Consider the following 22,141-nt stretch of genomic DNA (forward strand, 5'->3'; position numbering starts at 1 on the left):
GGCCTACTCCTTGGCGACGCGTTTCATGTCCGCATCCATCATCATGCGGATCAGGGTGTCGAGGTCGGTCCGAGGCTTCCAGCCCAGGACGCGTTGTGCCTTGGCCGGGTTGCCGAGCAACACCTCGACTTCGGCCGGGCGGAAAAACGCCGGGTCGATCTTGACGAAGTCACGGTAGTCCAGGCCCACGTGTTCGAAGGCAATCCTGCACATCTCGCGCACGGTGGTGGTGACGCCGGTGGCCACCACGTAATCGTCGGGGCAGTCCTGTTGCAACATCAGCCACATGGCTTCGACGTAATCGCCGGCAAAGCCCCAGTCGCGCTTGGCGTCGATATTGCCCAAGCGCAATTCCTGCTGCTTGCCCTGCTTGATGCGCGCAGCGGCATCGGTGACCTTGCGAGTCACGAACTCGATGCCGCGCAGCGGTGATTCGTGGTTGAACAGGATGCCGCTGCTGGCATGCAGGCCGAAGCTTTCCCGGTAGTTGACGGTGATCCAGTGGCCGTACAGTTTCGCCACGCCATAGGGGCTGCGCGGATAGAACGGGGTGTGCTCGTCCTGTTGCTCGGCCTGGATCAGGCCGAACATTTCGCTGGTGGAGGCCTGGTAGAAGCGGGTCTGCACACTGAACTGGCGAATGGCTTCGAGCAGGTGGGTAACCCCGAGCCCGTCGACGATGCCGGTGGTCACCGGCTGGTCCCAGGAGGCCGCGACGAAACTTTGCGCGGCCAGGTTATAGACCTCGTCCGGCGCCGACTTGATCACTGCCCGTTGCACCGAGCAGGCATCGGCCATGTCACCGTCCAGGTAAACGATATCCTGTTCGATGCCCATTTCTCGCAGCCGCCAGCGCGAGTCGCTGCTGCGTCGCGCCACCAGGCCGTGGACTTTGTAACCCTTGTTGAGCAGCAACTTGGCCAGATACGCGCCGTCCTGGCCGGTGATCCCTGTGATCAATGCACTTTTCATTCTTGTTGTACCCGTATCTCCCAGTCGGACAGGATCGCCCGCAAGGATTGTTGTGTTGTTGTTTCGGGCGTCCATCCGGTGGCCTGTCGTAGCTTGGCTGGGCTACCACAGACGCGACGCTGTTCTGCGCGGCGAAGACGCGCAGGGTCCTGGATCAGTTGCACATCGACCTGGGCGAGATCGCCCAGTTGTTCGATCAGGCTGCGAATGCTTTGCTCGCGACCTGAGCAGATGTTGTAGACCTGCCCCGGGACGCCTTTTTCCAGCAGGGCCAGGTAGGCCGAAATCACATCGGCGACATCGAGGAAGTCGCGGGTCACGTCGATATCGCCCACTTGCAGCCGGGCTGGTTGCAGGCCCAGCTTGATCCGGCTGATCTGCCGGGCGGCGCTGGCAATGACGAAGCTGTCCTTCTGGCCGGCACCGATGTGATTGAACGGGCGGGCCACCAGCACCGGCCAGCCTTCGCTCATGCCCCACTGCAGGCTCAGCAGTTCGGCCGACAGCTTGCTCACGGCATATGGGTTGCGCGGGGCGGGCGGTTGCAGTTCGGTAATCGGCAGGTGGTCTTCGCTGATCTGGCCATAGACATCACCGGAGCTGACATACAGGAATGTGCCGGTGAAACCCCGGGCCTTGAGGGCCTGGAGCAGGTTCAAGGTGCCCAGCAGGTTGATGTGCAGGGTGCGCGCCGGATCGCGGAAAGCTTCGGGGACAAAGGTCTGTCCCGCCAGGTGGATCACGGCGTCGGGAATCTCGGGCCAGAGGCCTTCCAGGGTCCTGGCATCCGTCAGGTCGTAGCGGGCAGCGTCAGGCATCACCTGCCACGCCGAATCATGACCGTTCAGTCGAGATTTGAGGTGACGTCCAACGAAACCGCTGAGGCCCGTAACGAACAGACGTTTTTTCAAGCACCAGCTCCCTTGATGGTCGCTTCGTCTATTGCGAACTGAGTGGGAAATTTCCGTAAGATCGGGGAAAAGTCACTCAACGATTGGCCTAGAGAAGCGTTTGTTGTAGTTGTTTGGTTGCCAATCTGTGCCAATTTTGCAGCAATTTCAACAGCGCAAACCGTGACTGGTCAGTTCTCATATTTATAGCTGGTTTATTCTCGCCGGGCGGTTCACGAACCCTTGGCGGATGTGTTTAGAATGCCCCTCGTCAGGCTGTCCCTAGTTTCGATCTTCGAGATGAGCCCCAGGGGCGGGACCATAAAAAAACAAGAACGAGACGGGTAGCGAGATGAACGACGCGTGGCGGCCCCCGGGCCGGCTCGATGCGTGACTCGACCGTCATGAAGTGGGGCTGCCGGGACGGCGGCGCCATGATGGGATGCCATGAATTTCATTCTTTACTCGGACGTAAACGATCACTCCATCAGCCAGAGCCTCGGCCGCCCTGAGTACAGCTATTACTTCGTGCTCAAGGCCTATCGTCCCGTGCTGGAAAGCCTGGGGCCGGTGCATGTGGTGTCGTCGGTCGCCGAGGTCGATCCGTTGTATCGAACATTGCAGCAGGCCGGGCAGGACTGCTTGTTCCTTTCGTTTTCCCCCCCGCACAAGACGCCGCTGGACCTGCTTTGCCCGATGGTCTGCGTGGTGGCCTGGGAGTTCGATTCGATCCCGGCCGAGCACTGGGACGACGACCTGCGGCATGACTGGAGTCGCACGCTGGCCCGTCACGGCCGGGTGATTACCCTGTCCAGCCATACGGCCGAGGCGATCCGCCGGACCTTGGGCGAGGATTTCCCGGTATTGGTATTGCCCACGCCGCTGTGGGAGCGTTTCGCGGCGGTTCGTGAGCAATACCCGAGCCTGCCGATCAACCCGGGAACGACCTTGCAGATCAAGGGCTGCATCATCGACAGCCGGCCCCTCGGGCTGTCGGCCGATGGCTTGATCGCGCCGATCCTCGAAGAAGTGCCGGAACCGGAACCAGAGCCGGAACAGATCATTGAGCCGCCCCCTCTGACTTGGCGGCGGCGCGCATTCATTTCCCGCCATTACCTGCGCGAAGTCATCCGCGCCTTCACCGGCAAGCGCGAGCAGGGGCCCGTGTGGCTGTGCAAGCACAACCTGCTGTGCTGGTATCGCGAGGCGGTTCGCGACCTGGTCCCCGTGCCGGTGCGCGTTGCCATCAGCAGGATCCTGAGAGGGCCGGCACCGCCGCCGGTGGCCGTCGAGCCCGTTCCAGAGCCGGCCTCCGAACCGGCGCTACCGGAACATCCCCAGGCCGTGCTGCCGGATACCCAACAAGTGGTGGAAACCGAAGTCAGTGGCGTGGTGTACGTCAGCGTGTTCAACCCCGATGACGGGCGCAAGAACTGGCATCAGTTGATCACCGCATTCTGTTGGGCCCTGCGTGACGTCGAGGACGCCACGCTGGTGCTGAAAATGACCCAGAACGACCTGTCGACCTACTACGTCGAACTGTTGACGCTGCTGTCCCAGCTGTCGCCGTTCAGTTGCCGGGTGGTGGTGATGCACGGCTATCTGGAGGACGAACAATTCGCCCGGCTGTATGGCGCGGCGAGTTTCTACGTCAATGCGTCCCGCTGTGAGGGCCTGTGCCTGCCGTTGATGGAGTTCATGTCCTGTGCACGCCCCGTGATCGCGCCGGACCACACGGCGATGCGCGATTACATCGACGCCGAGGTGGCCTTCATCGTCAAGTCCAGCCGCGAACCGACCATCTGGCCGGAAGACTCGCGCATTTTGTATCGCACGCTGCGCCATCGACCCGACTGGGGCTCATTGAAACTTGCCTACCAGCAGAGCTACGCCATGGCCAAGCACCAGCCACAGGCCTACCAGGCCATGGCGGTTGCCGCGAACGAGCGGATGCGCCGCTACTGCGCGTTCGCCCCGGTGCAGCAGCGCCTGGTGGATTTCCTGGCTGAGCCAGGCTGTGACGAAGGGCTGCCGCTGGCGATCCAGGCAGGTAGCGCCTCATGCTGATCATCATTTATTCGGAAACCAACCAGAGCAACATTCTGGAAAACCTCGGTAAGCCCGAGTACAGCTATTACTTCGTGCTCAAGGAGTTTCGCCCGGTGCTGGAGCGGTTGGGGCGGGTGGTCGAAGTGACCCGGCCTGACGAAGAGGTCGATCAGCTGTACGCCGATTGCCTGGGGCGTGGCGAGGATTGCGTATTCCTGTCGTTTTCACCACCTCATCGCACTGCGGCCCACTACGCCTGCCCGACGATCCCGGTGTTCGCCTGGGAATTCAGCACCATTCCTACCGAAAGCTGGCAGGGCGAGGCCCGGCACGACTGGCGAGTGGTCTTGGGCGCGACCGGCATGGCGATCACCCATTCCAGCTTCACCGTCAACACCGTTCGTGAGGTGATGGGCGCAGACTTTCCCATCGCCGCTGTTGCCGCGCCGGTATGGGACCGCTTTGCCGCCCGTGGCGCGGTGCTGGCCCAGCGGCCGACCGTGGATCACATGCGCCTGCAATTGCGTGGCCTGCTGATCGACAGTCGCACCACCGACCTGCGGCCTTATGGCCCACCGGTGCACCAGGCGGGCACGCCGCTGGTGCTGGACGGCCCGGCCGAGGATTGCGAGTTACTGCTGGACGGTGTGATCTATACCTCGGTGTTCAATCCCTACGACGGGCGCAAGAACTGGAAGGACATGATCAGCGCATTTTGTGCGACGTTTCGCGATGTTCCTGACGCTACCCTGGTGCTCAAGCTGACCCACCACGATGTCACCGCCGCGCTCACCGACATGCTCCACCACGTCTACAAGAACCAGTCGTACCGCTGCCGCATCGTGCTGATCCACGGTTACCTGGCGGACGCGGACTACGAACGGCTGGTGGAAGCCACCCGGTACGTGGTCAACAGTTCCTATGGCGAAGGACAGTGCCTGCCGTTGATGGAGTTCATGTCCTGCGGCCGTCCGGCAATTGCGCCGCTGAACACGGCGATGGCCGACTACATCGATCACGACAATGCCTTCGTGGTGGATTCGACCGAGGAACTGACCGCCTGGCCCCACGACCCGCGTGCGGCTTACCGGACCCTGCGTTATGTCACCGATTGGGACTCGCTGTGCTCGGCCTACCGCGCCAGCTACGACGTGGCTAAAAATGATCCCGAGCGTTATCGCCAGATGTCGGCCCATGCCGTGCGCAGCCTGGAGAAATTCTGCAGCCAGGCCAACGCCGAGCAGCGTTTGCGGGCGTTTTTCGAACAACTGTCCGAGCGTCGCCGGAACGCGGCGCAGCCATGATCCGGCGATGGCTGGCCGGGCGCAGGCCAGTGGCGCCTCCGCCAGCGCCGACGGTGGCCGTTTCGCCCCGGGATGCCGGCCTCTACGACGCGATGCTCGACGGCTGGTTTCGCAGTGAAACCGGCGAATTGCTCAAGGGCTTCGCCATCACGGCCGACGATACCTTGCTGGATGTGGGCTGCGGCGAAGGTGTGGCGACGCTGTTTGCCATGCGCCAGGGCGCGTCCGTGATCTTTACCGACAGCGAACAGGACAAGGTGCGCGACCTGGCTCGCCAAGTCGAGGCCCAGGCCGCCGCGCCGTTCCTGGGGCTGGTCAGCAACAGCTTGCCGCTGCCCCTGGCCGATGGCTGTGCGAACAAGATCGTCTGCATGGAGGTGCTCGAGCATATCCATGAGCCAGGGCCGTTCATGGCCGAGCTGGTGCGCATGGGCCGACCCGGGGCGCAGTACCTGCTCAGCGTGCCGGCCCCGGTGGGTGAGCATTTGCAGCAAGGCATCGCGCCGCCGGGCTACTTTCAGGCGCCCAACCATGTGCAGATTTTCAGTGCCGAACGATTCGCCGCGCTGGTGGAGGATGCCGGGCTGGTGATCGAGCATCGCCAGGCCAGCGGGTTTTTCTGGGTCATGGGCATGATTTTCTTCTGGGCCAGCGAACGAGCGGCCGGCCGGGACCTCGAGGGCGCCGTACGCGACCGTATCCAGGCGCCATATCCCCCCTTGATGGAGCGCTGGGCGAGCCTCTGGCAGGACTTGCTGACGCAACCCGACGGCCTGGTGATCAAGCAGGTGCTGGACCGGTTCATGCCCAAGAGCCAGGTCATCATCGCGCGTAAACCCGATCCTTCTTCCGGGAGTCATTCATGAGCGGCAAGCGGATCCTGGACATCGAATTGCTGCGCGCCGTTGCGGTGATCGGCGTGCTGTTCCATCACCTGCAAGGCATGCCGTTTCCTGGCGGATGGCCGCGCCTGGCGGCCCTGGCCGACAGTTTCCAGCTGTGGTGGGGCGTGGACCTGTTTTTCGCGATTTCGGGGTTCGTCATCGGGCGCAGCCTGATCCCGCAATTGCGTCGCTGCGACAGCCCCCGGCAATTCTGGGCCGTCACCCGGGATTTCTGGATTCGCCGGGCGTTTCGCCTGTTGCCGTCGGCCTGGCTCTGGCTGCTGCTGGTGTTGTTCGCGGTGTTTTTCCTGAACCGTTCCGGTGCGTTCGGCAGCGTGCAGGCCAACCTGCAGGCGACCCTGGCCGGTTTCCTGCAATTCGCCAACCTGCGTTTTGCCGATGCCTTCATGCAGTATGAATACGGCGCGAGCTTCGTGTACTGGACGTTGTCGTTGGAAGAGCAGTTCTATCTGATCCTGCCGCTGCTGGTGTTCGTCTCGCGCCGCTATTTAGTGTGGGTGCTGCTGGCGGTGGTGCTCGTGCAGTTTTTCACCTGGCGGGCGCTGTGGCTGTCGGTGATCCGTACCGATGCCTTGGCGCTGGGTGTGTTGTTGTCGATCTGGAGCCTGCGGCCCAGCTACTGGCGCTTCGAGCCCACGTGGTTGCGCCGCCCGCCCTTGGGTGTGCTGCTGGTGCTGGGCCTTGGCGGCGTGATGGCCTGGATCGCGACCGAGCACTTCAATTTGTCGTTCTACCGTCTCGGGGTCATGGCGGTGCTCAGTGCCGTGCTGGTCTGGGTGGCCTCTTACGATCGGGATTACCTGTTGCCCCGCGGACGACTTAAAACGGCGCTGACCTGGGTGGGCAGTCGTTCCTATGGGATCTACCTGATCCACATCCCGGTGTTTTTCCTGCTGCGCGAGTTGTGGTTTCGTTTCGCCCCCTTGGGCTCGCCGGACCCGGCAAGCCATCCCTGGCCGGCCCTGGCGTGTGCGTTGTTGCTGATCGGGCTGTTGAGCGAGCTCAACTACCGTTGGGTCGAAATGCCCATGCGCAATCGTGGCGCCCGGTTGGTTGAACGCCTGTCCGCCGCCCGAACCGTCCTTCCTGTTTCTGGAGCCCCGTCATGCTGAGCCTTTTGAAAAAACTCACCACGGGCACGCCCGCGCCCGCCGAACCGGTGGCCGAGAAAGTCGACCCGTATATGCTCGGGCTGCACGATGCGATGCTCAGCGGCTGGTTCAACCAGCAAACCGGCGAACTGTTCACGGGTTTCCCTGTGACGCCTGAGGACACGTTGCTGGACGTGGGCTGTGGCGACGGTGGCAACGTGCATTTTTGCGGAATGCGCGGGGCGAAGATCATCATCGCCGACATCGACGCGGCCAAGGTCGAAGCCACGCGCCAGCGCTTGAGCGACACCCCTGCGCGCGACGTCGAGTGCCATGTGACCGACTGCAATCCGCTGCCCATTGCCGACGCCACGGCCACCCGGGTGGTGTCCACCGAAGTCATCGAGCACGTCGACGACCCGGCGCAGTTCCTCGCCGAACTGGTACGGGTCGGCCAGCCTGGCGCGCTGTACCTGCTGAGCGTGCCGCACCCCAGTTCCGAAGACCTGCAAAAAGACATCGCCGCGCCGGAGTACTTTCGCAAGCCCAACCACATTCGCATCATCAGTGAAGAGCAGTTCAAGGCGATGGTCAGCGAGGCCGGGCTGGAAGTGTTGAGCCACAGCCAATACGGGTTCTATTGGTCGATGTGGATGCTGTTGTTCTGGGAGGCCAAGGTCGATTTCAGCAACGCTGACCACCCGTTGCTCAATCACTGGGCCGACACCTGGCAAGCGGTGCTGGATTCACCGCGCGGGGCGCAGATCAAGCAGGCGCTGGACGCGGTGGTGGCCAAGAGTCAGGTGATTATTGCGCGTAAGCCTTGATGACGTTGGTAGGCCTCAACCCTGTGGGAGCGAGCTTGCTCGCGATAACGTTGGTTCAGCCGCTTATAGATTGACTGATGCACCGCTATCGCGAGCAAGCTCGCTCCCACAATGACGTGCTCGGCGTTAATCTGCACATCTTTTGCGCGCGGTAAGGCTTCATGACTGTTTTTTTCCGGTTCTCCCTGACCCTCGCCGTGTTGCTTTTGGCGGGCTGCGAACAACCTCCGGCCCCGGCCCTCGATCAACAGCTCTATATCTGGCAACGCCAATGGACAAAGGCTCATGAGCCGGCGCTGCGCCAAAGCCGGGGCGATTTTTCCACGCTGCGGGTACTGGCGTTGCAGGCTTTTCCCGGGGCGGGCTGGCGCCGTGCGCGGATCGACCCGGGCCTGCTCAAGGCGGATGGCCGTCCGCTGATCGCCGTGATTCGCCTGGACGGCCAGCTCAAGGCCTTGGACCAGGACGAGGTCATTGCGCAAATCCAGCAAGTGCTGGGCGATTGGCAAGCCCAAGGCCTGACCCCGGTGGGCGTGGAGGTCGACCACGATGCTGGCAATGCACGGCTGCCGGCCTATGGAAACTTCCTCGGCCAACTGCGGCACAGCCTGCCGGCCAACCTGCGGCTCAGCATCACGGCACTACCGGCCTGGCTCGACAGCCCCGCATTGCCGGGATTGTTGGACGCGGTGGACAGCAGCGTGCTGCAGGTCCACGCGGTGAGCGATCCACGGCAAGGGCTGTTCGATCCGAAACAGGCCCGGCACTGGGCACAACGCTGGAGCGAGATCGCCACGCGGCCGTTTTATCTGGCCCTGCCAGCCTATGGCGTGGCGCTGCTGACCCAGGAGAGCGGCGTGCCGGTGGTGGAAAGCGAAGTGCCGATCGATCGTGGTGGCGAGCGTCGGGAGTTGCTGGCCGATCCGCAACAAGTGGCCGGGCTTGCGGCGGATTTGCGGGCTGATCCGCCGCAACATCTTGCGGGGCTGATCTGGTTTCGCCTGCCGCTGGCCGGCGACCGGCGAGCGTGGAGCTTGACCACGCTCGGCGCCGTCGCCCGGGGCGATCACCTGGACAGTCGCCTGGCGTTGCAGTGGGGGGAGCAGGGCGGTTTGTACGATATCCGCCTGGTCAACCAGGGCAATCTCGATCGCCCCTGGCCCCAGCGCCTGACGCTGGCTGTCGGGGCGTGTGACGGCGTCGATGCCTTGGCCGGTTACACGTTGCAACAAACTCCCGGACTGCTTACCTTCACCCGCATTCAGGAAGGCCGCTTGGCGGCTGGCAGCCAACGGGCAATCGGTTGGGCGCGCTGTACGAAAATCGACCAAGGAGGTTTCAATGTTTACCCGTAAGTGGCCTCGTCACCTGCTGTGCCTGAGCCTGTGCCTGCCGCTGGGCCCGGCGCTGGCCTGCGGGCCGGATTTCCCGATGCGCCTGCTGGATAACCGCGCCCAGACGCTGGCGGAGTTGCCCGAAGGCAGCTTTCGCTTCGAGGTCAGCCGCCTCGGCCAGGCGCTTGCCGGGCTCAAGCCGGCCACCGAGGCGACGCGCAACCCGGACTACAGCTATGACGACCTGCCTTCCTACGTTGAACAACGTAACCAGGCCGAGCAGATTGGCCTGACCCCGCCGCAACAAGCGGTGGTGGAGCGCCTGCGGGCGTTGACCGATATCGACCAGGTGGCGGCCGAAGCGGCCAACCTGCCCGATGAACTGCGCCTGTATGCGCTCGGCGCGGCGGCTTTCAACGTCGGTGAGCATCAGCGCGCCGTGGAAGCGTTCCAGCAATTGCTGGCGTTGCCGGCTGACCAGCGACGGTTGCGCAGCACCTGGGCCGCGTATTCCCTTGGGCGGGCATTGTTTGCCGTGAGCACCGAGGCGGGCAGCGGCGACCCTGTGGCCTTGCAGGATCAGGCGCGAGCGGCGTTTCGCCAGGCCCGGGAAATGAGCATCGCCGGGTTCAGCGATCCGCTGGAACTGGGCATCGCCAGCCTCGGCGAAGAAGCTCGGGTGGCCTACACCGCCGACGACTGGGACAGCGCCATCGGTCTGTACGCGATCCAGAACCTGCAAGGATCCCCGGTCGGCTACAGCTCGTTGCTGCAATTGGCACAACGCCTGAGCGTCGAGCCGGATGAACGCTTGAGCGAGTTGCTCAAGGCCAAAGCGGTGCAGCGACTGGTCACCGCCTACCTGCTCAGCCGCGTTGGCTGGTGGGACGGTGAAGAACCTTCGGGTGAGAAAAGGCTGGTCAAACTGTTGCAGACCAACGCCCGGGATAACCTGGATGATGCTGACCGTTTGGCGGCGGTGAGTTACCAGCACGGCGATTACGCCAACGCCCAGGCGTTTGTGCAAAAGGCTCCCGACACAGGCTTGGCCTGGTGGGTGCGCGCCAAGCTGGCCTTGCGCGACGGCGACAAGGTGGCCGCGGCGGCGGCCTATGCCAAGGCTGCCCAAGCATTTCCGAAGGATGAATCCTGGGGCAGCCGGCGCACACCGGATTGGAATTACGAATCGGTGCAACCCAAGTGCCGGGTCGAAGGGGAAAGCGCAATCCTGGCCTTGCAGCGCGGTGATTACCTGCAAGCCTTCGATCAGCTCTATCGCGGCCAGAGCAACTATTGGTACGACGCTGCCGCCGTCGCCGAGCGGGTGCTCACAGTGGATGAGCTCAAGCAGTACGTCGACGCTCAAGTCCCGGCGCCACCGGCGTTGAGCCAAGAGGACCGGGACAACTACGTGCCGCTGCCGGTGGCCGCCAGCTTGCGCAATCTGCTGGGCAGGCGTTTGCTGAGGGAAGGGCGCTTTGATGAGGCGCCGGCTTATTTCGATAACCCGGACCTGCAGAACAAGGCCCGTGCCTATGGGCAATTGCGCCAGGACGCCGAGTCCAAATGGTGGCCAACCCGGCGCGCAGAGGCGTATTTCCATGCGTCGTGGATGGCGCGCAAATGGGGTATGGAACTGCTCGGTTATGAGATGGCGCCGGATTACGCCAGCCTGGGCGGCAATTACAGCCTGGAACCGGTCGAGCTGAACGTCGGGCCACTGGTGGCCGAAGGTGAAGTGCAACGCCAGCAGGCCAGCGTCGCGCAGCCGGACGTGCGTTATCACTATCGGTTTGTCGCCACGGCGCTGGCGAGCCAGGCGGCGGATTACCTGCCCCATACCAGCCAGGCGTTTGCGGCGGTGCTGTGCAAGGCGGTGGGGTACAACTCCAGCCTTGAAGAGCAAAGCGCGTTGTACCAGCGCTATGTGAAGGAAGGCCCGTACGTGGATTGGGCTGGGGATTTTGGTCATCAATGCCAGGAGCCGGACTTCGGCAAGGCGAACAAACGCTACGTGACCCAGGCCCTAGACCCGATCCGCTCGACGCTGCGACCTTACAAGGTTGGGCTGGAAGTGGGCGGGCTCGTGCTGGTGGTGGCAGTGGTGTTGGGGGTGATCAGTCGTCGGCGGCGCAAGGCCCGGATGTCAGCCTCCTGAGGTGAAGCACCCATTGTGGGAGCGAGCTTGCTCCCGCTTGGCTCTGTAGGAGCTGTGTAGGAGCTGTCGAGTGCAACGAGGCTGCGATCTTTCCCCAGACACTTGAGTCTCAAGCGAAAGATCAAAAGATCGCAGGCTTCGCCAGCTCCTACAGAGCCCAGCGGGAGCAAGCTTCCTCGCCACAAAAAAATGTTCACTTTAGCTTCGCGTTGTTCCTACATCTGCGTCGCCATCCCCTCCACATTCATGGCCGCCTGGCGCAACGCCTCCGAACGGGTAGGGTGCGGGTGGCAGGTCAGGGCGATGTCCTCGGCCGAGGCGCTGAACTCCATGGCCACGCAATACTCCCCGATCATCTCACTGACGCTCGGGCCCACCAGGTGCACGCCAAGGATTTCATCGGTGCGCTCATCGGCCAGGATCTTGGCGAGTCCTTCGGTCTCGTGGTTGATCTTGGCCCGGCTGTTGGCCGTGAACGGAAACTTGCCGACCTTGTAGGCGCGGCCTTCGGCCTTGAGCTGTTCCTCGGTCTGGCCGACGCTGGCCAGTTCCGGGCGGGTGTAGATGACGCTGGGGATCAGTGCATAGTTGACCTCGGCGGCCTTGCCGGCGATCTGTTCGATGCAGGCCATGGCTTCGTCTTCAGCCTTGTGGGCCAGCATCGGTCCGGCCGTCACGTCGCCGATCACCCAGACGCCGGGTGCTTCGCCGCCTGCCGCCGGTTCGATCTGCAGTTGCACGCCGCTGGCCGAGGTCGTGGCACCGGTGACTTTCGAACTCAATTTGAACTGGATACCTTGTTTAGCCAAGGCCCGTTGCAAGGTCTTGCCGGCCTCGCCGTCCACACCCGGGCAGATGCGATCGAGGTATTCCACCACGGTCACCTGGGCGCCCAGGCGCCGCCAGACCGAGCCCAGCTCGAGGCCGATGACGCCAGCGCCGATCACCACCAGATGCCGGGGCACCTCACCCAGGGACAAGGCGCCGGTGGAGTCGAGGATGCGCTGGTTGTCGATGGTCACGCCTGGCAGCGGCATGGGTTCCGAGCCGGTGGCGATGACGATGTCCTTGGCGTCGAGTGCGGTCTTGCTGCCGTCGTCACCGGTGACGGTCACCTTGCCCGGCCCGTCGATGTGGCCCCAGCCTTTGATCCAGTCGACCTTGTTCTTGCGAAACAGAAACTCGATGCCCTTGGTCAGGCCCGTCACGCTTTCGTCTTTCTGCTTCATCATTTGCGCAAGATTGAGGGTAGGGCTGACCTCAATGCCCAAGTTGGCGAACTCCGTTCCCGTGGCCGCTTCGTATAGTTCTGAAGCGTGCAGCAAGGCCTTGGAGGGCATGCAGCCGACATTCAGGCAGGTGCCGCCCAGGGTGGCTCGACCTTCGACACAGGCGGCCGTCAACCCTAACTGCCCGGCCCGAATCGCCGCGTTATACCCGCCGGGTCCACCGCCCAGAATGACCACGTCGTAGTTGCTCATCGCTGTTCTCCCGCTTGGCCTGATAAAAAATTATGGGCGTAATATGAGCGCTTCCAGAGATTCCGGTCAAGGCTTAAGTCAAGAGGTCGGCGTGGGCCTTGTCATGAAGAATTCAAAACGGAAATTTCACAGTAATCGTTATAAGGTAACGGCCTATAACGAAGCGGCGGTGGCGTTTGCTCACAGGCCCGGATTTTGATCGCCACGAAAGCTGGGGTGGTATGCAAGTCGATCTAGATATCGAGGGGGCACAAGTGGCCGAATGGCCGCGTTTCCAGCGCGCGTCGTTTCAAGGGCGCCGCTTGAAGCTTATCGCCTGCGCCTTGGCAAGCGTGGCGGGATTGGGTCTGGTCCTGGCGTTTTTTATCGGGGTGTTTTCGCCGCAATCGCTGTGGCCAGTCTTGCTGGTCAGCCAAGGTGCGGGACTGTTGGTGCTGGTGGCGGGCTTGCAATCGGCCTGGTGGGTGACGCAATGGCGCAGCAGGGCGTTGTTGCCGGCTGTGGATAACCTGCCGGCGGAAAACGAGCCTGTTGATAACTTGGGGTGGTATGAGCGACTGCTGGACTGCATCGGTGCCCGTTCGGTCGGCCTGCTCAAGCAAATCGGTGCGCCCGCATTGTGGCTGGCCGGTTGGGCCGTGCTGGTATTGCTGGGCCTTGAGCAAGCCTGGGACTTGCAATTGCCGGCTGCCGCCCTCGGTGTTTCGGCCAGTGTGGGGGCGGTGCTGTCGTTGTTGTTGGCGTTCGGGTTATTGGTGTTCGAGCGGCAATTGTCCCAGCAGCCCCCCGTGGAATGGCCGGAAGCGCCAGCGCTGGCGCAACTGACCCGGGTGGCGATCATCGTGCTGGTGCTTGGCGCCCTGTGCTTGCTGTTCGCCGCAGAAACGTCCATCTGGCCGGTGCGCCTGGCGGTGATGATGGGGCTGTTGCCCGGGCTGGTGGCGGCGGAGTTGTTGTTGCGCGCGGTGCTATCGTTGTTCATCCCGCGCCGGGACGCCCTGGAGCTGACGCTGCTGGGCCGCAGTGTCATCGCCGATCTGCTGCGCTGGCCGCCGCAACCGTGGCTGGCCTTGCAGCATGAACTGCATAACCGTTTCGGTATCGACCTGCGTCAGATCTGGGCCTTTAGCTACATGCGTCGGGCTTTTTTGCCGGTGTTGGCGTCAGTGGGGCTGGTGGGCTGGTTGCTGACAGGTGTGCACGAAGTGCCGCTGCAGGGGCGGGGCATCTATGAGCGCTTCGGTAAACCGGTAGAGGTGTTCGGTCCCGGCTTGCATGTCGCGTTGCCTTGGCCGTGGGGCAGGGTGCTCAATGTCGAGAATGGCGTTGTGCATGAACTGGCGGCCAGCGTCGCGCAGAGTCGTGCAGAGGTCGAGGCTGAACCGGCGGAGGGACCGGCACCGGCCATTGCCAATCGGTTGTGGGATGCCAGCCATGTGAACGACAAATCCCAGGTCATTGCCAGCCGTCGTGCCGACCAGCAGAGCTTCCAGATCGTCAACATGGATGTGCGTTTTGTCTATCGCATCGGCCTGACGGATGCCGCGGCGCTGGCGGCGACTTACAACAGCGCCGATGTGCCGACGCTGATCCGCAGCACCGCCAGCCGCATCCTGGTGCATGAGTTTGCTTCCCGTACGTTGGATGGTTTGTTGGGCGCCGACCGCGTGAGCCTGGCCGACGAAATCGGTCGCGCTGTCCAGGCTGATCTGCAATCCCTCGACAGCGGTGTGGAAATCCTGGCGACGGTGGTGGAGGCGATTCATCCGCCGGCCGGTGCGGCCAATGCCTACCACGGCGTGCAGGCCGCGCAGATCGGTGCCCAGGCATTGATCGCCCGGGAGCGTGGCGCGGCGGCGGAACAGACCAACCAGGCGCAATTGCAAGCCAGCATCGCCCATGACCGGGCCAGTGCCACCGCGCGGGAAATCAACGCGACCGCCCAGGCTGCCGATTTGCGTTTCAACGCCGACCGCAAAGCCTACGCCACGGCGGGGCACGCTTTTGTGCTGGAACATTATTTGAGCCAACTGAGCCAGGGCCTCGGCAATGCCCAGTTGCTGATTCTCGATCATCGCCTGGGCGGTAGCGCCAACGCGCCGACCATCGACTTGCGAACCTTCACGCTGCCGGCCGACCCCGCGTCGCCGCGTAACCCTGTCCCGCCAGGAGCTGCCCATTGAGCCAGTCCTCTTCACACGGTCACCACGACCACGCCGGTCACGATCACGGCCATGCCGGTCATCACCATGGTCATCATCACCACCATCACGGCGACCCGCAGCAAGCCGGTCCGTTTCCTTGGCGGCGGATGGGCTGGGCCGTGTTGTTGGTGGCATTTGCCGTCGCGGCCGCGAGCCTGGTGCAAGTGCGGTCGGGGGAGGCCACGGTCATTACCCGTTTCGGCAATCCGGCCCGGGTGCTGCTGCAACCTGGCCTGGGGTGGCGCTGGCCGGCGCCGTTCGAGGCGGCGATCCCGGTGGACCTGCGATTGCGCACCACCTCCAGCGGCCTGCAGGACGTCGGTACCCGCGATGGACTGCGGATCATTGTCCAGGCCTATGTGGCCTGGCAGGTCCAGGGCGACCCGGACAACGTGCAGCGTTTCATGCGCGCGGTGCAGAACCAACCGGACGAAGCTGCGCGGCAGATCCGCACATTTGTCGGCTCCGCGCTGGAAACCACGGCCGCCAGTTTTGACCTGGCGAACCTGGTCAACACCGATGCCAGCCAAGTGCGCATCGCCGATTTCGAAGCGCAGTTGCGTCAGCAGATCGATCAACAGTTGCTCACCACGTACGGTGTACGAGTATTGCAAGTCGGTATCGAACGCCTGACGTTGCCATCAGTCACACTGACCGCAACGGTAGACCGCATGCGAGCCGAGCGCGAAACCATCGCCACCGAACGCACCTCCATCGGTAAGCGCGAAGCGGCGCAGATTCGTTCCGCCGCAGAACGTGATGCCCGCGTCGTGCAAGCCGATGCCACGGTAAAGGCCGCTGATATCGAGGCGCAATCCCGGGTAGACGCGGCCGAAATTTATGGCCGGGCATACGCCGGCTCTCCCCAGCTCTACAACCTGCTCCGTTCGCTGGACACCTTGGGTACCATCGTCAGCCCAGGCACCAAGCTGATTTTGCGCACCGATGCCGCACCATTCCGTGTTTTGGTGGACGGTCCTGCTTCCATGGAAGGCGAAGGTGGAACACAACCATGAGTTTGGTTCCACGTGGAACAAATGGGTTATCCAGTCCGTGGATCCAGGCCGGGCGCCTGGCATTTCTGGCGCTTTACGCCGTCACGGTGTTGGCGGCGTTGGCCTGGGTCTTTTCCAACGTGCGCCAGATCGACCCGCAGAATCGTGCGGTGGTGTTGCACTTCGGCGCCTTGGATCGTATCCAGAATGCCGGCCTCTTGCTGGCTTGGCCGCGTCCCGTGGAACAAGTGATCCTGCTGCCAGCAGCGGATCGGGTGCTCGAACGGCGGGTGGAAAATTTGCTGCGCTCGGACGCGGCCTTGCAGGCTGATCGTGTGGCCAGTTTCGCCACGCCGGTCAGCGATGCGTTGGCCGGTTCTGGTTATTTATTGACCGGTGATGCTGGCGTGGTGCAACTGGATGTGCGGGTGTTCTATAAGGTCACTGATCCTTACGCTTTCGTCTTGCAAGGTGAACATGTCCTGCCGGCACTGGACCGGCTGGCGACCCGCAGTGCCGTGGCCCTGACTGCGGCCCGGGACCTGGACACCATTCTGGTGGCTCGTCCCGAACTGATGGGCAGTGACAACCAGGCTGCCGAGCGCCGCGAACGCTTGCGAGGCGATCTGGTTCAGGGGCTTAACCGACGCTTGGCTGACCTGGCGGCGACGGGGCAGGGGCTGGGCATCGAAGTGGTGCGGGTCGACGTGCAATCGAGTCTGCCCGGGCCGGCGGTGAGTGCTTTCAATGCGGTACTGACCGCCAGCCAGCAGGCCGACAAAGCCGTGGCCAACGCCCGGACCGAAGCGGAAAAACTCACCCAGGTCGCCCGCCAGGACGCTGACCGTGCCGTGCAAGTCGCCCATGCCCAGGCCAGCGAACGGCTCGCCAAGGCTTCGGCCGACACAGCCACGGTGCTCGGGCTGGCGAAGACCCAGGGCAGCGATCCGCAAATGCTGCTGCGCCTGTATCGCGAACGCATGCCTGCCATCCTTCGCCAGGCCGGTTCAGTGACCACGGTCGACCCGAAAGACGATTCTCGGCTGATCATCCAGGGAGCCGGCCAATGACCGCTCGAACGCCTGCTGTACCGATGCTGTCCTCGGCGGAGCAACGCATCGCCGCCCGGCAACTGACCTTGGCGATGCTCGCTCTCGGCTTGCTCGCATTGGGCCTGGCCTGGCGCGGTTGGTCGCCAGAGCAGAGCGGCGTCAGCCAACTGCTGTTGGGGTTCGCCTCGCTGTTGGTGGCGGTGCCGGTGATGCGTTCGGCCTGGTACAGCTTGCGGTACCCAAGCCTGCACGGAATCACTGACCAACTGATCGCCCTGGCGATGCTCGGCGCCTGGGCCACCGGCGATCTGCTGACCGCGGCGTTGCTGCCGATCATCATGATCTTCGGCCATGTGCTGGAAGAGCGCAGTGTCATAGGCTCCCAAGAGGCGATCCATGCCCTTGGCCAACTGACCCGCAGCCAAGGTCGCAAGGTACAGGCCGACGGCTCGATCATTGATGTCGACAATGCGACGCTCCAGGCCGGCGATATCGTGGAGGTGCGCGCCGGTGACCGGGTGCCGGCCGATGGTCGGGTGTTGTCCGGCCAGGCCAGCCTCGACACCGCGCCCATCACCGGTGAGTCGGTGCCGCTGGAGGCGATGGTTGGCACGGAAGTCTTCGGTGGTGCGATCAACCTCGATGGCCTGCTGCGCCTGGAGGTGACCCGAACCGGCGAAGCCTCCACCTTGGGCAAGGTCATCGCCCTGATGCAAAACGCCGAACGCTCCAAGCCACCCATCACCCGTTTGCTGGAACGCTACGCCGGCAGTTACCTGGTATTGGTGTTGTTGCTGGCGGCAGTGACCTGGTTCGTAACCAACGATGCCCAGGCGATGTTGGCGGTATTGGTGGCGGCGTGTCCCTGCGCGTTGGTGCTGTCGGCGCCGGCCACCGCCATTGCCGGGATCGCGGTGGCGGCGCGCCACGGGATCCTGATCCGCAGCTCGGCTTTCCTGGAGGAACTGGCGGACCTGACCTCGTTGGTCGTCGACAAGACGGGCACCTTGACCTATGGCGTGCTGCGCCTGCAATCCATCGAACCTGCCCAGGATGCTCATGCATCGTTGCTGCTGCCGTTGGCTGCCAGCCTCGGTTCGGCCAGCAGCCATCCGGTTAGTCGTGCCTTGGCGGGGCTGGTGGAACAGGACAATTGCCTGCCCCTGACGGAGATTCGTGAGCGCCAGGGGCTGGGTGTGGTCGCGATGACGGCTCAGGGCGAAGCGGCCCTCGGTCGGCCGGAGTTGTTTGCCCAGCTAGGCATTCAAACCCTGGCGGTCCCTGAGCACGACGGCCCGATTGCCGGTCTGGCGCTGGATGGGCAGTTCCTCGCCTGGCTGCTGTTGGCCGACAGCGTGAAGCCGGAGGCACAGGTGGCCATGGCCGAGCTGCGCGAGTTGGGTCTGGGCCGTCAGTTGCTGTTGACCGGCGACCGCCAGAGTGTGGCCACGACCCTGGCCCGGGATGTCGGCATTGGCGATGTGCAAGCCCAGGCCCTGCCGGAAGACAAACTCAAGCGAGTCATGGCTGAAATCGAGCATGGGTTCCGCCCTATGGTGGTGGGCGACGGCATCAACGATTCCCTGGCACTCAAGGCCGGGGTGGTGGGCGTTGCCATGGGGGCAGGTGGTGCAGATATCGCCCTGGCGTCAGCAGACATCGTGCTGATCGGCAGCGACCTGCGGCGCCTCGGCACCTGCGTGCGGCTGAGTCGCCAGTGTCGGCGCACATTGCAGGTCAACGTGATCATTGGCCTGGGCTGGACGTTGGCCATCGTTGCCTTTGCCGCCTTCGGCTGGCTTGGCGCGGCGGGGGCGATGATCGCTGCGCTGCTGCACAATCTCAGTACCCTGCTAGTGTTAGGTAATGCCGGGCGCTTGCTGCGGTTCCAGGAGCCACTGCTCAAGATCCAAGCGAAGGGCACCGTTGGGTAGGGTCAGCGAACTGCGCGCTGTACTTGCAGTCTGCTATTGGAGAGGGCGTGCCAGCGCAGAAGTTACCTGCCACAGGGAGTGATTTGGGACAGCGATAGAAAAAGGCTATAAATTCGATAGCCTGCTATTTTTCTAGCATGGTCTACCCTCATTTCAGACGTCTGAAACAAGGGGGGATTTTCCATGCTCGCGCAACTTCCACCGGCCTTACAGAATCTGCATTTACCGCTTCGGCTGCGGCTCTGGGATGGCCATGAATTTTCACTGGGGGCCGACCCCAGCGTCACGATTGTGGTCAAGGACCCACAAATGGTCGCGCAATTCACCCACCCCAGCCTGGACGCATTGGGGGCGGCGTTTGTCGAAGGCAAACTGGAACTCGAAGGCCCGATCCACGAAGTCATTCGGGTCTGCGATGAGTTGAGCCAGGCCTTGGTCGAGGACGATCCCGACAACCAGCCGGTGCGCTCGCTCCACGACAAGGAAACCGACGCCAAGGCGATCTCTTACCACTACGATCTTTCCAACGCGTTTTATCAGCTATGGCTCGACAGCGATATGGCTTATTCCTGTGCCTATTTCGAGACAGGCAGCGAAACCCTCGAGCAGGCCCAGCAAGCCAAGTTCCGCCATCTGTGTCGCAAGCTGCGATTGCAACCGGGTGACTACCTGCTGGATGTCGGTTGCGGATGGGGCGGCCTGGCGCGTTATGCCGCACGGGAGTTTGGTGCCAAGGTCTTCGGCATTACCCTGAGCAAGGCGCAGCTGATGCTGGCCCGGGAGCGGGTCAAGGCCGAAGGCCTGGAGGATCAGGTCGAGTTGCAACTGCTGGATTACCGCGACCTGCCCCAGGACGGTCGCTTCGACAAAGTGGTCAGCGTGGGTATGTTCGAGCATGTCGGCCACGCCAACCTCGAGCAGTACTGCAAGACGTTGTTCGGCGCCGTGCGCGAGGGTGGACTGGTGATGAACCATGGCATCACTGCCAAGCACACCGACGGGCGTCCGGTCGGTCGCGGCGCGGGCGAGTTTATTGAGAAGTACGTATTCCCCAACGGCGAGCTGCCGCACCTGTCGATGATTTCCGCGCAGATCAGTGAAGCGGGGCTGGAGATCGTCGATGTGGAAAGCTTGCGCATGCACTATGCACGCACACTCGATCATTGGAGTGAGCGCCTGGAGGACAACCTCGAGGCAGCGTCGAAGGAAGTGTCGGAGCAGGCACTGCGCATCTGGCGCCTATACCTGGCCGGCTGCGCCTACGCGTTCGCCAAGGGTTGGATCAATCTGCACCAGATCCTGGCGGTGAAGGCCCATGCCGACGGTAGCCATGAGCTGCCGTGGACCCGCGACGACATCTACACGCCTTAGAGAATCGGGGAAATAAGCCGGGCGATCCGCATGCCGACCTTCTGCAGGCGGTGGGTCTCCCGGCTTTCCTGTTTGTCGATTTCCTGGGCCTGGGCGAAGTCCTCTTCAAGCATTTGCTCGACCTCACTGGCGAACGGGATATCCACGGTGAGCAGCATGACTTCGAAGTTCAAGCGGAACGAACGGTTGTCCAGGTTCGCACTGCCAATGGCGCTGATTTCCCGGTCGATCAACACCACTTTCTGATGCAGGAAGCCCGGCCCGTAACGGAACATCCGCACACCGGCCCGTACCGCTTCAAACGCGTACAGGCTGGACGCTGCGTAGACGATCTTGTGGTCGGGCCGCGAGGGCAGCAGGATGCGCACATCCACGCCGCGCAGCACCGCCAGGCGCAAGGCTGCGAACACCGCTTCGTCGGGGATGAAGTAGGGTGTGGTGATCCAGACGCGTTCGCTGGCGGCGTGAATGGCCTCGACGAAAAACAGCGAGCAGGTTTCATAGGCGTCGGCCGGGCCGCTGGCCAGCAACTGGCAAAGCACGCCGTCGTCCGGGTAGCTGTCCGGCAGGATCAGCGGGGGCAGGGAACGGGCCGCCCAGAACCAGTCTTCGGCGAACGACTCTTGCATACTCGCCACCACCGGCCCGCACACTTGCACATGGGTGTCGCGCCACGGCGCCAAGGGTGGTTTATCGCCCATGTATTCGTCACCGACGTTGTGCCCGCCGACGAACCCTTGCACGCCATCCACCACCACGATCTTTCGATGGTTGCGAAAGTTGACCTGGAATCGGTTGAGCCAGCCGCTGCGGGTGGCGAACGCTTTTACGTGGACGCCTCCGTCGCGCAAGGCTTGCACGTAGCGGTGGGGCAGGGAGTGGCTGCCAATGCGGTCATAGAGCAGGTACACGGCCACGCCTTCGGCGGCTTTCTTCAAGAGCAGCGTGTGCAGGCGTTGACCGAGGCGGTCGTCATGGATGATGAAGAACTGGATCAGCACGGCCTCTCGTGCCTGCTCGATGGCCTGGAAAATCGCCTCGAACGTGGCGTGGCCGTTGACCAGCAAACGCACCTGATTATTGGCCAGGCACGGTGTGCGTCCCAGTTTCGGCATGGCCCGTAACGAGGCATAGGCCTGGGAGGCGCGGGCGGTCAGGGCTTCTTCGACCCAGGGGCGCCAGTTCAACTCGGAGATTGCCTTGCGCATTTCTTCGTTGGCTTGCCGGCGCGCCTTGATGTAACCATCGAACGTGCTGCGGCCGAACACCAGATAAGGAATCAACGTCAGGTAGGGAATGAAGGTCAGCGACAGGGCCCAGGCAATCGAGCCCTGGGCGGTGCGCACCGTCAGCACGGCGTGGACGGCGGCAATGGAACCCAGGGTGTGGAGCAGCGCGATCAGGTAACCGAAAACATGCGGGCCGAAATAATCCATGGGGCAGCCTTGCTCCTGAAGTTTCAATGCTTAACAGACCATGTTCCGTGACGAATGTCGCTATTTAATTCACCGGTTCAGGCCCTGAACCGAAGCCCGTGGACGGCGTCTAACGGCCACTTGTCCTCTGGAGTTCGT

General features: G+C 63.0%; 16 protein-coding genes. 12 read left to right on the forward strand and 4 right to left on the reverse strand.

The window, feature by feature from the left end:
- Positions 1–3: 3 nt before the first annotated feature.
- Complete coding sequence (gmd, locus tag BM317_RS08045; RefSeq protein WP_092473851.1) at positions 4–972, reverse strand: GDP-mannose 4,6-dehydratase; 969 nt, start codon at positions 970–972, stop codon at positions 4–6.
- Positions 969–1,883: a GDP-mannose 4,6-dehydratase gene (locus tag BM317_RS08050; RefSeq protein WP_092473853.1), complete on the reverse strand. Its 915-nt coding sequence runs from the start codon at positions 1,881–1,883 to the stop codon at positions 969–971. Before BM317_RS08050 ends, gmd begins: the two co-directional genes overlap by 4 nt.
- 426 nt (positions 1,884–2,309) lie before the next feature.
- On the opposite strand from BM317_RS08050, the gene BM317_RS08055 reads away from it, so the two are divergent.
- The 7 genes from BM317_RS08055 to BM317_RS08085 all read left to right on the forward strand — a co-directional run bounded on the left by BM317_RS08055 (position 2,310) and on the right by BM317_RS08085 (position 11,530).
- Entirely contained in the window at positions 2,310–3,929 is a 1,620-nt protein-coding gene (locus BM317_RS08055) for a glycosyltransferase (protein WP_092168210.1), read from the forward strand.
- Positions 3,923–5,215 carry a glycosyltransferase gene (locus BM317_RS08060; protein ID WP_092473855.1) on the forward strand — a complete coding sequence of 431 codons (1,293 nt, stop codon included), beginning with the start codon at positions 3,923–3,925 and terminating at the stop codon, positions 5,213–5,215. Before BM317_RS08055 ends, BM317_RS08060 begins: the two co-directional genes overlap by 7 nt.
- On the forward strand, positions 5,212–6,081 hold the full coding sequence (locus BM317_RS08065; protein ID WP_092168216.1) for a class I SAM-dependent methyltransferase: 870 nt from the start codon (positions 5,212–5,214) through the stop codon (positions 6,079–6,081). The genes BM317_RS08060 and BM317_RS08065 overlap by 4 nt, the downstream gene beginning before the upstream one ends.
- On the forward strand, positions 6,078–7,232 hold the full coding sequence (locus BM317_RS08070; RefSeq protein WP_092473857.1) for an acyltransferase family protein: 1,155 nt from the start codon (positions 6,078–6,080) through the stop codon (positions 7,230–7,232). Before BM317_RS08065 ends, BM317_RS08070 begins: the two co-directional genes overlap by 4 nt.
- A complete protein-coding gene (locus BM317_RS08075; protein WP_092473859.1) occupies positions 7,226–8,038 on the forward strand; it encodes a class I SAM-dependent methyltransferase in 813 nt (270 codons plus the stop codon). Before BM317_RS08070 ends, BM317_RS08075 begins: the two co-directional genes overlap by 7 nt.
- Positions 8,039–8,199: 161 nt before the next feature.
- The gene (locus tag BM317_RS08080) at positions 8,200–9,393 is read left to right on the forward strand and encodes a DUF3142 domain-containing protein (protein WP_092473860.1); all 1,194 of its coding nucleotides are present in this window, start codon (positions 8,200–8,202) and stop codon (positions 9,391–9,393) included.
- Positions 9,380–11,530, forward strand: a complete 2,151-nt coding sequence (locus BM317_RS08085) for a tetratricopeptide repeat protein (RefSeq protein WP_092168227.1) — start codon at positions 9,380–9,382, stop codon at positions 11,528–11,530. Before BM317_RS08080 ends, BM317_RS08085 begins: the two co-directional genes overlap by 14 nt.
- A gap of 215 nt (positions 11,531–11,745) precedes the next feature.
- Here the strand turns inward: BM317_RS08085 and BM317_RS08090 are convergent, their stop codons facing one another.
- Entirely contained in the window at positions 11,746–13,011 is a 1,266-nt protein-coding gene (locus tag BM317_RS08090) for a dihydrolipoyl dehydrogenase family protein (RefSeq protein ID WP_092473861.1), read from the reverse strand.
- Between the two features lie 221 nt (positions 13,012–13,232).
- On the opposite strand from BM317_RS08090, the gene BM317_RS08095 reads away from it, so the two are divergent.
- From BM317_RS08095 to cfaB, 5 genes are all read left to right on the forward strand, one after another.
- Positions 13,233–15,194: a protease modulator HflK gene (locus tag BM317_RS08095; protein ID WP_092473863.1), complete on the forward strand. Its 1,962-nt coding sequence runs from the start codon at positions 13,233–13,235 to the stop codon at positions 15,192–15,194.
- Positions 15,191–16,231 carry a protease modulator HflC gene (hflC, locus tag BM317_RS08100; RefSeq protein ID WP_092473865.1) on the forward strand — a complete coding sequence of 347 codons (1,041 nt, stop codon included), beginning with the start codon at positions 15,191–15,193 and terminating at the stop codon, positions 16,229–16,231. The genes BM317_RS08095 and hflC overlap by 4 nt, the downstream gene beginning before the upstream one ends.
- On the forward strand, positions 16,228–17,280 hold the full coding sequence (gene hflK / locus BM317_RS08105) for a protease modulator HflK (protein ID WP_092473867.1): 1,053 nt from the start codon (positions 16,228–16,230) through the stop codon (positions 17,278–17,280). The genes hflC and hflK overlap by 4 nt, the downstream gene beginning before the upstream one ends.
- A complete protein-coding gene (locus tag BM317_RS08110) occupies positions 17,277–19,196 on the forward strand; it encodes a heavy metal translocating P-type ATPase (protein ID WP_092168242.1) in 1,920 nt (639 codons plus the stop codon). The genes hflK and BM317_RS08110 overlap by 4 nt, the downstream gene beginning before the upstream one ends.
- A gap of 183 nt (positions 19,197–19,379) precedes the next feature.
- Entirely contained in the window at positions 19,380–20,567 is a 1,188-nt protein-coding gene (cfaB, locus tag BM317_RS08115; protein WP_092473869.1) for a C17 cyclopropane fatty acid synthase CfaB, read from the forward strand.
- Here cfaB and cls read toward each other — a convergent pair.
- Complete coding sequence (gene cls / locus BM317_RS08120) at positions 20,564–22,003, reverse strand: cardiolipin synthase (protein ID WP_092168248.1); 1,440 nt, start codon at positions 22,001–22,003, stop codon at positions 20,564–20,566. The genes cfaB and cls overlap by 4 nt on opposite strands.
- Positions 22,004–22,141 lie beyond the last annotated feature (138 nt).

Source organism: Pseudomonas sp. NFACC24-1 (genome assembly GCF_900115235.1).
Lineage (GTDB): Bacteria > Pseudomonadota > Gammaproteobacteria > Pseudomonadales > Pseudomonadaceae > Aquipseudomonas > Aquipseudomonas fluorescens_AA.

Bases quoted from the DNA above. Each gene is read 5' to 3' on its own strand.
- gmd (WP_092473851.1), bottom strand. From the start codon at position 972: ATGAAAAGTGCATTGATCACAGGGATCACCGGCCAGGACGGCGCGTAT.
- BM317_RS08055 (WP_092168210.1), top strand. From the start codon at position 2,310: ATGAATTTCATTCTTTACTCGGACGTAAACGATCACTCCATCAGCCAG.
- BM317_RS08060 (WP_092473855.1), top strand. From the start codon at position 3,923: ATGCTGATCATCATTTATTCGGAAACCAACCAGAGCAACATTCTGGAA.
- BM317_RS08065 (WP_092168216.1), top strand. From the start codon at position 5,212: ATGATCCGGCGATGGCTGGCCGGGCGCAGGCCAGTGGCGCCTCCGCCA.
- BM317_RS08070 (WP_092473857.1), top strand. From the start codon at position 6,078: ATGAGCGGCAAGCGGATCCTGGACATCGAATTGCTGCGCGCCGTTGCG.
- BM317_RS08075 (WP_092473859.1), top strand. From the start codon at position 7,226: ATGCTGAGCCTTTTGAAAAAACTCACCACGGGCACGCCCGCGCCCGCC.
- BM317_RS08080 (WP_092473860.1), top strand. From the start codon at position 8,200: ATGACTGTTTTTTTCCGGTTCTCCCTGACCCTCGCCGTGTTGCTTTTG.
- BM317_RS08085 (WP_092168227.1), top strand. From the start codon at position 9,380: ATGTTTACCCGTAAGTGGCCTCGTCACCTGCTGTGCCTGAGCCTGTGC.
- BM317_RS08090 (WP_092473861.1), bottom strand. From the start codon at position 13,011: ATGAGCAACTACGACGTGGTCATTCTGGGCGGTGGACCCGGCGGGTAT.
- BM317_RS08095 (WP_092473863.1), top strand. From the start codon at position 13,233: ATGCAAGTCGATCTAGATATCGAGGGGGCACAAGTGGCCGAATGGCCG.
- hflK (WP_092473867.1), top strand. From the start codon at position 16,228: ATGAGTTTGGTTCCACGTGGAACAAATGGGTTATCCAGTCCGTGGATC.
- BM317_RS08110 (WP_092168242.1), top strand. From the start codon at position 17,277: ATGACCGCTCGAACGCCTGCTGTACCGATGCTGTCCTCGGCGGAGCAA.
- cfaB (WP_092473869.1), top strand. From the start codon at position 19,380: ATGCTCGCGCAACTTCCACCGGCCTTACAGAATCTGCATTTACCGCTT.
- cls (WP_092168248.1), bottom strand. From the start codon at position 22,003: ATGGATTATTTCGGCCCGCATGTTTTCGGTTACCTGATCGCGCTGCTC.